Source organism: bacterium (genome assembly GCA_021372615.1).
Lineage (GTDB): Bacteria > Armatimonadota > Zipacnadia > Zipacnadales > UBA11051 > JAJFUB01.
Genome location: JAJFUB010000034.1, coordinates 98,886 through 113,524, shown reverse-complemented (window position 1 = coordinate 113,524; position 14,639 = coordinate 98,886). Strand labels below are relative to the sequence as shown.

Below are 14,639 nucleotides of genomic sequence, written 5' to 3'. Positions count from 1 at the left end.
GCCAGCTTCCAGCTGGCAGCCGTTGCGTCGGTCAGTGCCCTGCGTGCCAGCTGGAAGCTGGCGCTCCTACGGCCACGGCGCCCACGATGCACTCGAAGAGGGGGTACGCGCGATGGATCCGCGGGGCTGGCACTCGCGCGGCTATCTGCCACACTTGAACGGCGGCGAGATCGTGCAAATGGTCACCTTCCGCCTGTACGGGTCCCTGCCACGCGACGTGATCGAGCGGCTGCGGTGGGAGCTGCGAAAGCTCCCCCCAGCCACCGCCGAGACGGAGCTACATCGCCGCCTGGAGGAACACCTGGACGGCGCCCACGGGCCGACGAGGCTGCGTGAGCCTCGGGTAGCCGAGCTGGTGCAGGCCACACTGCTGCAGTTCGACGGGACGCGCTACAACATCGTCGCGTGGGCTATCATGTCCAACCATGTCCATGCGCTGGTGAGGCCGCTGGACCCGCACGACCTCAGCGACATCGTGTTCAGCTGGCGGTCGTACAGCGCCAACCAGGCCAACCGCTTGCTGGGGCGGCGCGGCAAGTTCTGGGATCGCGACTACTTCGACCGGTTCATCCGCGACGAGGCGCACCTGGCGCGAGCCATCGAGTACACTGAGATGAATCCCGTGAAGGCTGGCCTGTGCGTGGAGCCCGAGGCCTGGCCGTTCAGCAGCGCCGCCTGGCGTCGCGGATCGCCGTAGCCGTAGGAGCGCCAGCTTCCAGCTGGCAGCCGTTGCGTCGGTCAGTGCCCTGCGTGCCAGCTGGAAGCTGGCGCTCCTACGGCCACGGCACTGCAGCGGTGCGCCGTGCCCACAACCTCGCAAGGAGACTCTGTGCGTGTTCCGCTTCAACGCCGTCCTGGCGATGTTCCTGTTGCTTGCCGACATGGGGACCGGGCTGGCCCAGACGGCCACCTATACCTATGGCAACCGCCCGATTGATCTGCTGCCCAAGTCCGAGACCGCCCGTCCTGAGGGCTCCCGCGACTGGGACGATCCCGAGCCGGCCATGGCCTACGAGTTGGCCCTGCACGCCAAGAACCTCTTCCGCGTGGGCGAGGCCGGGTTGGAGCGCTTGTGTGTCATCGAGGCGCGGCGGCCGGAGGCGCGCCGGGCCGCGCTCACTCTCGCCCTGACCACGCCGCTGCAGACGCTGTGGCGGGAGCGCGGCGACTGGATCGGGCCGAACCAGCGGATGCGGCCGGTCTGGCTGCCGGTGCGGCGCGACCTGCGGACGGCGCTCGTGCTCAACGAGGGCGCCGAGCCCCGTGCTACGGTGAGTGTGTCGTTGGGGCGTGGGGCTCCTGCGGCGCTGGTTGGGGCAACGGCCAGCCCCCAGGTGCCGGCGGTGGACGCAGGCTTCGCGCTGCTCCCGGCTTCGGAGCTGTCGGTCACGCGCGAGGCGGCGCTCGCGTTGGAGGTTGCGGTGGCGCGGCCGAACGCCGACCCCATGTGCATCGAGCTGCGTGACGCGGGCGACGGCAGTCTGTGTGAGTCGTGGTCTCTGCCCGCGGGGCGTCTGGCCGACAGGTTCATCTTCCGCCTGAGCGATCTCCCACTCGCGGCCGCATCGCCCGGCTCCACACTACGCCTCACGTGCGAGGCGTTGTCCAATACGCGTAGCCTGGCGCGGCAGGAACTCACGCTACGCTTCGTGGACGCGCCGGCGCCGGTCCCCTTTGGCGCGCGACCGACCGACCTGCGCTACACGCTGCCCATTGCCGACGGTGACCGCGAGCGGACCTGGGACGAGCTATGGGGCCGGCGCGACCTGCGCGATGTCGTCGTCAGCTTCCCCGGTTCGCCCGCCCGCTTTGTGCTCTGGCGCGGGGCGAGCTATGTGCCCTGCTGGGCGTTGCCCGAGGCGTGGCTGACGTACGAGTGGCTCGAGGCTGAGCCGTACTTCTTCGGCGCCGATGACTGCGTCGAGCCGCTGCAGGACCGCGACTGCCGCTATTCCCGCGCCGAGATCATCTGTAGCACGCCCGCGCGCGCCGTCGTCGTCTGGCGCTACGCCCTCACGGACTTCCAGGGCCGCATCATCCGTGACGAGCACGCCGAGGAGACGTTCACGCTCTATCCCGACGGTGTCGGCACGCGCTTCCTGCGCGGCTTCTATCAGGACGGCTGGCACGAAAACCAGGAGTTCATTGTCATCAACCGGCCAGGGCGGCGCGCCTCCCAGGCGCTAGCGCCGCAGGCGCTGACGTTCTACAGCGTGCGGGGCGACTGCCAGAAGCCGATCTGGCCGAAGCCGGGCTTCTCGCTGGAGGGCTGGCCCGAGGTCATCACGCTGGTGAACGTGGGCGCCGGGCCGCGCCCGTTCATGGTCACGCCCGACGCGCCGGAGCAGATCAAGGTCTGGGGCAAGCCCTATGTGGACAAGCTCGACCTGTTCAACAGCTACCCGCACTGGCCCGTCACGCGCGGGTTGCGGACCTCATGGCTCGACGACCCGCGCCAGTTCGGGCGTCCCACGCACAGCAACCTGGCCAATCTCGTCAATCGCCCGGTGCGCGAGACCGAGACGGAGAAGGACTGGGTGTGGCTGATCGGCGTGGCCGCGCGGGATGACGACGCTCTCGCGGCGGCCGCCTCCTGGCTCCGGCCCGGCGCCATCGCGGCCGGACAGGGCGCGGTGAGCGCCGCCTACGACCCGATGCAGCGTGCGTATGTGCTGCAGGCCGCCGACAGCGCGGCGATGTGCGAGTTCACGCTCACACCGCCGCCGGGCGGGACGCTCACGAATCCGGCCTTCGTCATCAAGGGCTGGACAGGCCCGGCGCAGGTGAGCATCCCCGGCGCGCGCGAGGTCCAGACCGGTCAGGAACCGGGGCAGCTCGTCATCTGGGCACGGGGGCGGTTCGCACAGGCGGCGCAGGTCAAGATCAGTCGCGATCAGTGACCGCCCTGCCGACGCCGTCGTGGGAGCGGTCACTGACCACCCTTCCAGCGTCGTTGTGGGGGCGGTCAGTGCCCACCCTTCGGGCGCCGTTGTGGGAGCGGTCACCGACCGCGACCCGCCCTTCAGGAGCGACCCATGCGCAACGAGGACATCAGCACCACCAACGGCACCGCCGTCATCTCTCCCGCCGACGATGTCATCGCCGGCCGCCGCGGGCAGTGGACCGTGACCTACACCGCCGGCCCCGAGGGCCTCGCCGTCGGCGGCAGCGTCCGGTTCGAGATCCCGTACGGCTTCACCCCGCCACAGTGCCAGTGGCCGGGCGATGATGGCTATGTGGCCGCGACGTGCAGCCGCCGGGACGTGCGCCTGCGGCTGTCGCTGCAGCCGCCGGTCACGCGCGACCCCGAGCCGTTCTACTACGTCACCCGCTGGGGGCGGATGGTCTATGTGCAGGTGCTCGACCAGCCGCTGACCGACGGCGACCAGATCGTGTTCGTGTATGGCCGGCTGCTTCACTCGCCCTTGGCCGGCGGCGCCGTGGTCCAGCACTTTGCGCAGACGGTGGAGTTCACGGTGGCCACCGATGCCGACGGCACGCGCGCGGCGAAGTTCTCGGGCTATGCGCTCGTGGCCGACCAGCCCCGCTTGACCGTCATCGGCGGGGCGCTGCACCGGCGGCGATTCGTCAGCCCCTCCCTGGTGACAGCCCACGAGCCGTTCACGACCCGCTACCTGGGGCTGGACGAGCATGGCAACGCCTGCCCCCATCCGGCCCAGGCCATGCGGGACAGCCTCGGCGTGCCCGGCGAGTACCTGTTCAAGGACGCCGACGAGCGCCACCCGATGGTGGCGAACCCGATGATCTGCCTGTCGCACCCGCCGGAGCGGCGGCTCTTCTGGGGCGACATCCACGGGCACACGATTCTGTCAGATGGGCTGGGGGCGCCCGAGGACTACTACGCCTTCGGGCGCGAGGAAGCCCTGCTGGACTTCTGCGCCATCGCCGACCATGCCCAGTACATGTCTGACGAGGACTGGGAGCTGACCCAGCAGGTGACGCAACAGTTCAACACGCCCGGCGAGTACGTCACGCTGCTGGGCTACGAGTACTCGTGCAACGCCAACTTGCCGCGCTATGGCGACAAGTGCGTGTACTACCCGGGCGACGCGGGGCCGCTCCTGCGCGAGACGGACATCCACCGTGGGCCCTATCACGACATGGCCGACTATGCGCCCACCTGGAAGCAGCACGGGGCGATGATGGTGCTGCACCAGCACGCTCGCGGGACCTGCAGCTACTACGACCCCGACCTCGTGCGCCTGTGTGAGGTGTACTCGATCTGGGGCAACTCGGAGAGCGAGTCCGAGCACCGGCCGCTGCTGCCGGCGCAGCACCACAGTTACGCGGGCCACTACGCCGCCGACGCCCTGGCCAGGGGCTGGCTGCTGGGGCTGATCGCCTCGTCGGACGACCACGCCGGGCGACCGGGGAGCACGGACTGGCTGCGCGTCAGCCGCGCCGATCCCGGCGGTCTGGTGGCTGTCTATGCCCCGAAGCTGACGCGTGAGGCCGTCTGGGAGGCCCTGTGGAACCGGCGCTGCTACGGCACGACCGGGGCGCGGATCATCCTGCAGTTCGAGGTGGATGGCGAGCCCATGGGCAGCGTGATCCAGGGCAGTGCCTTCCGGGGCGGCCATCACCTGCAGGTGCGCGTGCTGGGCACAGCCCCGCTGCGCAGCGTGGAGATCGGGCGCGGGCGCGAGATCATCCACACGGAGCGGAGCTTCAACTGCTCGCTACACCTGGACCTGCGCGATGAGCCCCCGCCCGGGGCCGCCAACTACTACCTCGTCCGGGTCCTGCAAGAGGACGGGGAGATGGCCTGGTCCAGCCCCGTGTGGATCATGTAAGCACAGGAGCGACCCATGCCGCTGGAACTTGTCGCCACCGGCCTGCGCCAGTGCGCAGTGCGCGAGTACGAGGACCGCGAGCCCGGCCCGGGCGAGGTGCTCGTGCGCACGACACTGGCCAGCGAAAAGCACGGCACTGACCTGCAGTTCTACCGCGGGGAGACACCCTTCTCCGGCAAGCGCTTCGACGGCGAGGGTGGTCTGTTCATGCCCGTCGAGGCGCCGGCCGGCGGGGGCGGCGGGGTGCGCCCGCTGGGCAACATGGCGGTAGGAACCGTCGCGGGAGTGGGGCCCGAGGTGGACAGCCTACAGGTCGGCGACCGCGTCTTTGGCTACCTGCCCATCCGTGAGAGCCACACTGTTCCGGCGGGCCGCGTGCAGCGTGCCCCCGAGGGCCTGTCGGACGAGATGCTCGTCTGCCTCGACCCGGCCATGGTGGCCTTCACCGGCATCCGCGAGGCCAAGGTCACCTTGGGCGAAACGGTGGCCGTCTTCGGCCTGGGCGCGATCGGCCTGATGACCGTGCAACTCGCGAAGCTCTCGGGGGCCACGTTCGTCGTTGCCGTCGAGCCGCTGCCGCGCCGGGCGGCGCTTGGCCGCCAGTACGGCGCGGATGTGGTGCTCGACCTGGCCGAGGATCGCGACGCCGGGCTGCAGATCCGCCAGGCCACGGGCATGGCCGGCGTGGACATCTCGCTGGAGACCAGCGGTAACCATACGGCGCTGCACCACGCCATCCGTGGCACGCGCTACGCAGGCACGATCGTCCCGGTGGCGTGGTATCACGGCGACGCACAGGGCCTGTGCCTGGGTGAGGAGTGGCACTTCAACCGCCACACGATGGTCTCCGGGGCACGGCTGGAGAGTGTGCCGTACCGCGACTACCCGCGCTGGGACCCGGACCGCGTGCGGGACACAATCGTGGGGCTGTTCGCCCGCGGACAGCTTACCGTCGAGGGGATGCTGCAGCCCCGTGTGCCCATCGCCCAGGCGGCCGACGCCTACCGGCTCATTGACGAGCAGCCGGGCGAGACGGTGAAGCTGGCGGTCGAGTTCGCCGGGGGGGAGGCCTGACAGTGGATCACTCGTTGCTCAAGGGCCTTACCGTCCGTCTGAATGCTCTCCTCACGCCGGCTCGGCGGAACATGAACCGCTGGCCGGCGGAGAAGCTGCGCGAGCAGTTGGCGCTGGCCGCGGCCCTGCTCGACCAGGGGCGCGCAGAGATCGGCCAGGGCCTCATCGCCCGCCAGGCCGACGCAGCGGCCGAACTGCTGACCGCCCATACCGAGGTCGAGATAGACCCACTCGGCGGCTATGCGCTCTGGTCCGAGACGTACCACGACCAGGCCGACAACCCCCTGACGGCTCTGGAGTACGACGTGTTCGACCGGCTGGTGGGCGAGGTGGCGGGCCTGCGGGTGCTGGATGTGGGCTGCGGGACCGGGCGCCACGCCCTGCGGCTGGCCGCCCGGGGTGCGCACGTCACGGGCGCTGACCCCTGCCCGCAGATGCTCGCCGTGGCCCGCGACCTGTCCGCCGGGCAGGGCCTGGACGTGACGTGGCTGCCCGTGGGCGATAAGGCGCTGCCGCCCGGCGAGACGTTCGACCTGGCCATCTGCAACCTCGTGCTCTGCCACATCCCCGATCTCGAGAGCGCCCTGGCGGCGATGGCGGCGTGCCTGAAACCCGGCGGGCGGCTGGTCATCACCGACCTGCACTACTTCTGCCTGCTCATCGGCTGGCGCACGACCTTCGATCACGGCGACGTACACTACGCCATCAACAACTATCTACACCCGACAGGCGCGTACCTGGCGGCCTTGCGGCGGGCGGGGCTGGAGCTGGAGGTCATCGAGGACATCCCCATCGAGGAGCGCCTGCGGGGTACGGGCATGGACAGCCTCGTGGACAAGTGGGAGGGCTTCCCGTTCGGCATCGCCTTCGCCGCGCGCAAGCCCGAGGTGGCTGCGAGGGAGGGTTAGCGGCGAGTGGGGCTGAGCTGGAGAGGATGCAGAGGATGAAGGCAAGGATGACGAGGATGGGGTTTGGGGGTCCTCGTCACATCCTCGATATCCTTGCCGTCATCCTCTCCATCCTCTCCAACTCACCACCGTCAGCCGCCAGCCAACCGGGGAACCCGCCAGCCGAAAAGCGGTGTCAACGCAAAGTAGAAATGTCCCTTTTCCTGCCAGATAGAAATGTCCCCTGATAGGACTTACGCCAAGGGTGATCGGGAGCCGGGGTACGGGCTTTGGCCGAATGCGGTTGGTTCCGGGAAGCCACCGCCGCCTCGGGCGCGGCAGCCGCGCCGCCGGCCGGGATCGGGAGGATCTGCAGGTACTGCCCTTTGGCCCAGGCCATCACGCGTCCGTCCAAGCGTTGTTGTACGGTCACGGTGTGCTTGCGCAGGTTCGGCAGTTGGCTGTCGGGCAGGATCTGATAGCGCTGTCTCTCATAGCTGAAGGTGTAGTCGTTTTGCACCTGCCGGGGCTCTTGATGGCTCAGGATCGCCTCGACGTCAAAGCCCTGCAGGTCGCGATGGGCATCGGCGGGGCTGGCCGGCACGATGGTATGATGGGCCTGCCACCAGGGCAGGTAGTGCTCCTCGAGATAGCGATTGGCGGCGTCAATGGTGTGGATGTCGGCATAACGCAGGTCTTTGACCAACCGGTCCTGGGCGGTGCCGAAGAAGCGTTCGGCTCGTCCTTTGGCCTGGGGCGAGTGGGCCACGATCAGCTCGATCTGCAGCTCGCGCAGCGCCCGCCCGATCTGGGTTTCGGCCTCGCGCCCGTCCAACTGCTCCATGACAGTTGCCGGACGGTTGACGACGAAATGGCTGGCTTTGTCGGTGTACAGAGCCAGGGGGCGCCCATGGCGTTGCAGGTACTCGTGGATCACGCGGCGGTTCGTCTCGCTATTGTCGGCGGGCACGAAGCGCAGGTGTGCGCGGCTCGTGGCGTCATCGATCATCAGGACCAGGTCAGCTGCTTCCCCGCGGCCTTCGAACCAGTCATGCTCGGAGGTATCCATCTGCACGAGTTGACCAAAGCAGGGCTTGCGCTCGCGCCATTGGCGATGCTTGGCCTTGCGGGGCCGCGCCCGCCACAGACCGGCGGCGATCATGGCCTGGCGTAGCCGTTCGTGTGACAGGACCAGGCCGTGGTCGGCGGCGAGTCGGTCCGCCGCGTAGGTGGGACCGGCATCGTGGTAGTGAGCGGCCACCAGCGCGACCGCTTGCTCCAGCAGGCGGGGATCGCATCGCCGGTGGGACGACTGGCCGCGCAGGCCGTGCACCAAACCGGCATCGCCGTGCTCGCGATAGACGCGGCGCAGGCGGGTGACGTGGCGAGGCGTGCAGCCCATCAATGCGGCCGCCTCCGTCCGCTTGAGTTGTCCCTGCCGGAGCTGTTCGAGCACTTTGCTGTAGTTGCGTTCCTTGTCGCTCATCAGTAGCTTCATGCCCCTCTATTCGCCGAGGGACATTTCTACTTTGCACGAAAGGGACATTACTACTTAGCAGCGACACCAGCCGAAAAGCGGTTTACACCGGGTGTCCCGTTTGCTATACTTCTCTTCCTGTCGTACGCCGTGCGCGCTTAGTTCAGGGGAAGAACGCCACCTTGACACGGTGGAGGCCGGTGGTTCAAGTCCACCAGCGCGCACCATGAAGACACCTGCCAGCCGCCCCCTCACGGGGCGGCTGTTTCGCTTCCGGGGCCGCCCTCGGCGTTCACTTCCGCCACGACCTCCCGCAGCACCGGCACCGCATGGGCGAAGAACCGCCGGTAGGCCGCGCACAGGTACGTCGCGTGGGGCCGAACGTCCCGGGTTCCTGCCTCGGGGGTCGCGTGGGCGCGCGTGTCCTCACGCGCGCAACTGTGCCCCAGTCCCCGGTGCCTCTGACACCCCCCCTGGCAGAAGCTCAGCCACTCACAGGCCTGGCACTGCTCGCCGACCTGCCCCTTGGCCGCAGCGAAAGCCTCGAACTCCGCCCCGCCAGCCACCTCGGCCAGCGGCCGCTCCAGCAAGTTGCCCAGGAAGTGCTCTCGGTCCACGAAGAAGTCGCACGCGTACAGGTCCCCGTTGTGTTCCACGACCAGGTAGTCGCCGCAGCGCGGCCGGAACTCGCAGGACACCAGCTCCTCGTGCCCCATCAGCCGTGAGGCGAGGTCATCGAAGAGGCGGATCGAGACCTCCTGCCGGTGGGGCCGCCATGCCTCGAACAGGGCGCACAGGAAGTCGCCGTAGGCCTGCGGAGTGACGGCGTAGGGCATCCGCTCACCGGTGCGCGGGTGGTGGTCCAGGCACGGGATGAACTGCATGAAGCGGGCGCCGAGGTCGTACAGGCAAGCGAAGACCTCCGCCGCCCGTCCGGCGCTGTGCGCGGTGACCATGCACAGGATGTTGGCCTCGACCTGGTGCTGCTGCAGTACCCGCCACGCCCGCACGACCTGGCGCTGGGTCGGCTGGCCGCCGAGGCCCAGGCGATAGAAGTCGTGCACCTCGGGCGGGCCGTCGAGGCTCAGGCCGACCAGGAAGCGGTACCGCGCCAGGAACCGCGCCCACTCCTCGCTCAGCAGCAGCCCGTTGGTCTGCAGGCTGTTGCCGACCACCTGGCCGGGGTGTCCGAGCTGCTGCTGCAGGGCCACGACGTGACGGTAGAAGTCCAGGCCCATCAGCGTGGGTTCGCCGCCCTGCCAGCAGAAGGCGGCCTGTCCGCAGGAGTGAGCATCAGCGGTAGTGCGGGCTTCCAGCCCGCCCGCGGCGGCTTCCCCCTCGGAGGGCGGGCTGGAAGCCCGCACTACGGGGTTGCTCCACGACAGCGCCATGTACTGGGCCACCAGCTCCCGCAGCACCTCGGACGACATGCGCGGTCGGTCGGTGCCGGGGTAGAGCCCGGCGGCGGGGCGGTAGAAGCAGTAGCTGCACGCCATGTTGCAGTCGGCGCCGGCGGGCTTGATGAGCAGGGAGGAGATCATCGGCGTGGGGTGTTTCCTTGGCAGCAGGTCTTGTCCGGCTGGTTGCTGAATCTGTCACTGGCGCACCGGCCGGCCGCCCAGCTCGCGGAACAGCTGCAGATACGCCGCGGCGGCCCTGGCCCAGGTGAACTGCGCGGCCCGCGCCGGCCCGGCCTCCGACAGCCGAGTCGCCAGGGCGGCGTCATCCAGTACCGCGGCTAACGCCTCCGCCAGGGCCGCGACATCGAGCGGGTCACACAGCAGCCCGGCCTCGCCCACGACTTCCGGGATGGCGGTCGTGTTGGAGGCGACGACCGGCGTGCCGCAGGCCATGGCCTCCAGCGGCGGCAGGCCGAAGCCCTCGTACAGCGAGGGGTAGGCCAGCAGCGCCGCCGCGCGGTAGAGCAGCCACAGATCGGCGTCGGGCACGCGGCCGCAGAGCACCACCCGGTCGCCGAGGGCCAGCTCCTGCAGCCGGGCGTGGAAGGGCTCGTTGCCCCACCCGGTGGCGCCCACGACGGCCAGTTGCACGCCCGGGTGGGCCGGGGCGAGGCAGGCGAAGGCCTCCAGCAGCCGGAGCAGGTTCTTGCGGGGCTGCAGCAGCCCGACCGCGAGTACGTAGCGTTCCTTGAGGCCGTACCGAGCCGCCACCTGCGCCCGGGCTTCGTCGCGATCCACTGACGCGGCGGCAGGTCTCAGCCCGTAGGGAATCACGGCGATCTTCTCGCGCGGCACATGCAAGTGGCGCGCGATCTCCTCGGCGGCGTGGGCTGAGCCGGTGACGAGGCGCGTGGCCCGGCGGGCCGACAGCGGGATGAGACGGCGCATCAGCCGCAGCTCCCGGCGTGGGAACCACTCCGGGTGGGCCATGAAGCTCACATCGTGGATGGTGACCACCGTGGGGCAGGGGGCCAGCGGCGGCACGAGATAGACACCGTGAGCCACGTCCACATGCTCGCGGCGCAGCATCCGCGGCCAGGCGACGGGCGTCCACAGCCAGCCTGGCCGGCAGGGCACGACCCGTAGGTGCAGGTTCGGCGCCGCCGGCAGCTCCGCGGGCTCGTACAGCGGCTGCTGGTTCAGACACAGCAGGAAGTCATCTTCGGGCGCCAGGGACGGGAACTCGCGCAGCAGGCCGAGCAGATGCGTACGGTCGCCCGAAGGCCCCCCGCAGAGCTGGCGGATGTCGAGCGCGAACCGTTGGGGCGAGTGGGTGGGCATGGGCCGAAGCATTATCCCACAGGCCGGACACGAGGGCAACATGAGGACTGCGAGCAGATGAGCGCCACCGGCCCTGTCGTGGCCGTGGACTGTCGGGCGCTGGTCGCCGGCGGCGGCGGGCTGCGCCGCTACACCGGCGAGCTGATGCGGGGCCTGGCGGCTCTGGGTGTGAACCTGCTGGCCTGGCTCGCCGGCTGGCACATTGAGCCCATGCGCGCACAACTGGCCGACATGCTGACGGCCCTGGGCCTCGACGTGCCCGTTGATGCGGTGCGCGTGCCCGGCAAGCTGCTGTATGAGGAGCCCGGGCTGTCGCTCTGGCGCTGCTGGCCGCGCTGGCTGCCGCCGCCCCAGTGGCTGCCGCGCGAGGCGGACATCTATCACGCCATTAGCTGGCCGGTGCCGCTGGACCGCCGCGTGCCGACGGTGCTGACGATCCATGACCTGTTCGCCCTGCGGCAGCCGACGTGGGTGCCGCCGAACGTGCTCTCGGTCCACCGGGCCATCGCGGCCCTGGCTCCCCGGGCCGCGCAGATCATCGTCGACTCCGACGCCACCGGTGCGGAGGTGCTCGCCCTGACCCGGGTGCCGCCCGAGCGCATCACGACCGTCCCTCTGGCCGTGGATCACGAACGCTTCGGCCGCGAGGTCTCGCCGGAGCAGGTGGCGGCGGCGCAGGAGCGCCACGGCCTGGACCGGCCGTACTTCATGACCATCGGCACCATCGAGCCGCGCCGCAATACGGCCCGCCTGGTGGAGGCCTACGACCTGTGGTGCGAGCGCAACGGCCCCGAGCTGGACCTGCTGGTGGTGGGGCGCCGCATTGGCAGCTACCCCGAGGCCGATGAGGCCCTGGCGCGGCCACGGCGCGGCACGGTGCATGTGCGTACCGACCTGCCCGACGAGGACCTCGTGGCGCTCATGCGCGGCGCGCTGGGCTTTGTGTTCGTCTCGCTGGTCGAGGGCTTTGGCTTGCCGGTGCTCGAGGCCTTCGTGGCCGGGGCGCCGGTCATCACCGCCGCGACGACGTCCCTGCCGGAAGTGGCCGGCGACGCGGCGCTGCTGGTGGACCCGGCGGATGTCGGGGCCATCGCCGAGGCCATGGGGCGGCTGGCAGAAGACCCGGCCCTGGCCGATGATCTGCGCCGCCGCGGCCGCGAGCGGGCCCGCCAGTTCACCTGGGAGCGAACCGCTCGCTTGACGCTGGATGTCTACCACCGGGCGATGGTGTGACGGCTCATGCGCATCCTGATCTCCTCCCTCACCTCGGCGGCATGGCTCTGTGATGCTCTGGCCCGACAGCCGGGGCTGGAGGTGTCTGCCCTGCACGCGCGCCGGGTGGACCTGGGGGACTTCGGCCGCTCCGCGCCCGGCCCCCGGACCGACGCCCCCTGGACGCTGCACACACTGCCCGTCTTCCCGCAGCGGCCCTACCCCTACAGCCGCTACACCGGCGGGCTGGGGCACCTGCTGCGCAGCGTTGCCCCAGACCTGATCTACCATATTGGCGAACCCTCAGAGCTGAACACCGCGCAGCTCGTGCACGCGGCGCGCCGAGTCTGCCCGCGGGCGAAGATCGCGCTTTTCTCCTATGAGAACGTGACGCGCCGGTGGCACGGCTTCCCGCGGTCACTGCGTGGGCGCGCCGAACGCTACGTGCTCCCGCAGGTGGACCTGTTCGCCGCGTGCACCCACACCGCCGAGGACGCCCTGCTCCGGGCCGGGGTAGAGCCCGCCCGGGTCCGGGTGGTGTACCTGGGCAGTGACCCCGAGGTCTTCCAGCCCCGCAGCGCGCCCGAGCTACGCGCCGAACTGTGCCCGCCGGGTGGCTTCCTGGTGGGCTATGTCGGCCGACTGGTGGAGGAGAAGGGGGTAGATGTGCTGCTGCGAGCCCTGGCGCAACTCCCCTCGGACTGCAAGCTGTGCCTGATCGGCAGTGGGCGCTGCGAGGCAGACTTGCGGGCCTTGGCCGATGGGTTGGGGCTGCAGGACCGCGTGCGCTGGATCGGCCGGGTTCCCCACGACGCCATGCCCCGCTACCTGTCCACGTGCGACGCCCTGGTGCTGCCCTCGCGCAGCATCCCCACCTGGCAGGAGCAGTACGGCGCGGTGCTCGTGGAAGGGATGCTGTGTGGCACGCCCCTGGTCGGCTCGACCTGCGGGGCGATCCCGGAGGTCATCGGCGAGGCGGGGCTCACCTTCCCCGAAAGCGACGCGGCGGCGCTGGCCGAGCGGCTCACGCGCCTCCGCGACGACGCGGCACTGCGGCAGGCGCTGGGAAAGAGGGGACGCGAGCGCGGGCTCCGCGAGTTCACCGTCAGCGTGCATGTCAGCAGGCTGATGGCGCTGTTTGAGCAGGCGAGGCGTTAGGGACCTCCCGGAAAGGACGTCGCCCATGCCCGACGAGCACGATCTGAGCATCCTGCGGGAGCTGGCCGCACAGGTGGCGGAGATCGCCGCCCTGCCGGTCCAGGAAGAGAAGCGGGCGCTGTGGCGCAAGCTCAACGCCCTGAAGCCTGACCGGCCCATGGTCATGATTGACCAGGTGTGCTGGAACGAGATGAACGTGGACGAGGCGCTGACGCTGCAGTGCGAGGACGCCGAGTGCCGAGGCTACGAGGTCTTCCTGCGGCGCACATTGCTGCAGTGGCGGTTGTTCCCGGTGGACATGGTCGTGGAGCCGTTCGTGCGCGTGCCGAGGGCGGTATCCAACACCGGGTTCGGCGTGGACCGGGAGGAGGACGTGGCCGTGACCGACCCCACCAGCTCGGTCGTCGGGCACCGCTTCATCAATCAGCTCGAGACGGAGGATGATCTGGAGAAGATCCAGACGCCGCAGATCAGCCATGACCCGGTTGAGACCGAGCGCCGTCTGGCGGTCGCCCACGAGATCTTCGACGGCCTGCTGGAGGTACGCGCCCATGGCGTGGACCCATACGTGTCGCTGTGGGACCCCATCAGCACCTGGATGAGCGTCGAGGGCGCGCTGTGGGGTCTGGCCGACCGGCCGGAGTTCATGCACCGGCTGGTCGGGCGCCTGACCGAGGGCTACCTGACCATGCTCGACCAACTTGAGGAGCAGGGGCTGCTGTGCGGGCCGCAAAGCCTGATCCACTGCACCGGCGGGTGGGTGGACGAACTGCCCGCCCCGGGCTACGACCCGGAGAAGCCCCGCACGAAGGACCTGTGGACGTTTGGCCTGGCGCAGATGTTCTCCACCGTCTCCCCGCGCATGTTCCGCGAGTTCGAGGTGGACTACGCCGCCCGCATCTGCGAGCGCTTCGGCCTGGTCTACTACGGCTGCTGCGACCCGCTGGACCGCAAGATGGCGGAAGTGCGCCTGATCCCCCACGTCCGCAAGGTCTCCATGAGCGCCTGGGTGGACGAGGAGTTGGGCGCCGCGGAGATCGGCGGCGACTACGTCTACTCCCGCAAGCCCAGCCCGGCAGTGCTCGCCACCGACACCTTCGACGCCGCTCACGCCCGCGAGAACCTGCTGGCCACCCGCCGCGTCTGCGAGCGGCACGGCTGTCCGTTGGAGATCATCCTCAAGGACATCAGCACCGTCCGCCACGACCCGCAGCGGCTCAGCGACTGGGCCACCATCGCGATGCAGGTCGTCGGGGCCTAGCCAGACACAGGAGAG

11 protein-coding genes and 1 tRNA gene are annotated in these 14,639 nt (G+C 69.7%); 9 read left to right on the top strand and 3 right to left on the bottom strand.

Annotation, left to right across the window (positions count from 1 at the left end; all coding sequences use genetic code 11):
• The 5 genes from LLH23_05845 to LLH23_05825 form a co-directional block, all read left to right on the top strand.
• A partial coding sequence (locus LLH23_05845) for a transposase (protein ID MCE5237996.1) occupies positions 1–697 on the top strand: 697 nt, incomplete at its 5' end.
• 136 nt (positions 698–833) lie between these two features.
• Entirely contained in the window at positions 834–2,900 is a 2,067-nt protein-coding gene (locus LLH23_05840; protein MCE5237995.1) for a hypothetical protein, read from the top strand.
• Positions 2,901–3,035: 135 nt separating this feature from the next.
• Positions 3,036–4,814 (top strand): DUF3604 domain-containing protein, encoded by a 1,779-nt coding sequence (locus tag LLH23_05835; protein MCE5237994.1) that lies wholly within the window; start codon positions 3,036–3,038, stop codon positions 4,812–4,814.
• Positions 4,815–4,829: 15 nt separating this feature from the next.
• On the top strand, positions 4,830–5,888 hold the full coding sequence (locus LLH23_05830) for a zinc-binding dehydrogenase (protein MCE5237993.1): 1,059 nt from the start codon (positions 4,830–4,832) through the stop codon (positions 5,886–5,888).
• A gap of 2 nt (positions 5,889–5,890) precedes the next feature.
• Complete coding sequence (locus tag LLH23_05825) at positions 5,891–6,796, top strand: class I SAM-dependent methyltransferase (GenBank protein MCE5237992.1); 906 nt, start codon at positions 5,891–5,893, stop codon at positions 6,794–6,796.
• A 175-nt stretch (positions 6,797–6,971) separates the two neighbouring features.
• On the opposite strand, the gene LLH23_05820 is transcribed toward LLH23_05825, so the two are convergent.
• On the bottom strand, positions 6,972–8,273 hold the full coding sequence (locus LLH23_05820; GenBank protein MCE5237991.1) for an ISNCY family transposase: 1,302 nt from the start codon (positions 8,271–8,273) through the stop codon (positions 6,972–6,974).
• Positions 8,274–8,404: 131 nt separating this feature from the next.
• Between LLH23_05820 and LLH23_05815 the strand changes: the two genes are divergently transcribed.
• Positions 8,405–8,479: transfer RNA gene (locus tag LLH23_05815), tRNA-Val, on the top strand.
• Positions 8,480–8,503: 24 nt separating this feature from the next.
• Here the strand turns inward: LLH23_05815 and LLH23_05810 are convergent.
• The gene (locus LLH23_05810) at positions 8,504–9,793 is read right to left on the bottom strand and encodes an SPASM domain-containing protein (GenBank protein ID MCE5237990.1); all 1,290 of its coding nucleotides are present in this window, start codon (positions 9,791–9,793) and stop codon (positions 8,504–8,506) included.
• A 54-nt stretch (positions 9,794–9,847) separates the two neighbouring features.
• Positions 9,848–10,993 carry a glycosyltransferase family 4 protein gene (locus tag LLH23_05805; GenBank protein ID MCE5237989.1) on the bottom strand — a complete coding sequence of 382 codons (1,146 nt, stop codon included), beginning with the start codon at positions 10,991–10,993 and terminating at the stop codon, positions 9,848–9,850.
• 57 nt (positions 10,994–11,050) lie between these two features.
• On the opposite strand from LLH23_05805, the gene LLH23_05800 reads away from it, so the two are divergent.
• From LLH23_05800 to LLH23_05790, 3 genes are read left to right on the top strand one after another with little or no spacing between them, the layout of a single operon-like run.
• Positions 11,051–12,226: a glycosyltransferase family 4 protein gene (locus tag LLH23_05800; GenBank protein MCE5237988.1), complete on the top strand. Its 1,176-nt coding sequence runs from the start codon at positions 11,051–11,053 to the stop codon at positions 12,224–12,226.
• A gap of 6 nt (positions 12,227–12,232) precedes the next feature.
• Positions 12,233–13,363: a glycosyltransferase family 4 protein gene (locus LLH23_05795; GenBank protein MCE5237987.1), complete on the top strand. Its 1,131-nt coding sequence runs from the start codon at positions 12,233–12,235 to the stop codon at positions 13,361–13,363.
• Between the two features lie 25 nt (positions 13,364–13,388).
• A complete protein-coding gene (locus tag LLH23_05790) occupies positions 13,389–14,624 on the top strand; it encodes a hypothetical protein (GenBank protein ID MCE5237986.1) in 1,236 nt (411 codons plus the stop codon).
• Positions 14,625–14,639 lie beyond the last annotated feature (15 nt).

Coding starts and splice junctions, on each gene's coding strand:
- LLH23_05835 (MCE5237994.1), top strand. CDS start 3,036: ATGCGCAACGAGGACATCAGCACCACCAACGGCACCGCCGTCATCTCT.
- LLH23_05830 (MCE5237993.1), top strand. CDS start 4,830: ATGCCGCTGGAACTTGTCGCCACCGGCCTGCGCCAGTGCGCAGTGCGC.
- LLH23_05820 (MCE5237991.1), bottom strand. CDS start 8,273: ATGAAGCTACTGATGAGCGACAAGGAACGCAACTACAGCAAAGTGCTC.
- LLH23_05810 (MCE5237990.1), bottom strand. CDS start 9,793: ATGATCTCCTCCCTGCTCATCAAGCCCGCCGGCGCCGACTGCAACATG.
- LLH23_05805 (MCE5237989.1), bottom strand. CDS start 10,993: ATGCCCACCCACTCGCCCCAACGGTTCGCGCTCGACATCCGCCAGCTC.
- LLH23_05800 (MCE5237988.1), top strand. CDS start 11,051: ATGAGCGCCACCGGCCCTGTCGTGGCCGTGGACTGTCGGGCGCTGGTC.
- LLH23_05795 (MCE5237987.1), top strand. CDS start 12,233: ATGCGCATCCTGATCTCCTCCCTCACCTCGGCGGCATGGCTCTGTGAT.
- LLH23_05790 (MCE5237986.1), top strand. CDS start 13,389: ATGCCCGACGAGCACGATCTGAGCATCCTGCGGGAGCTGGCCGCACAG.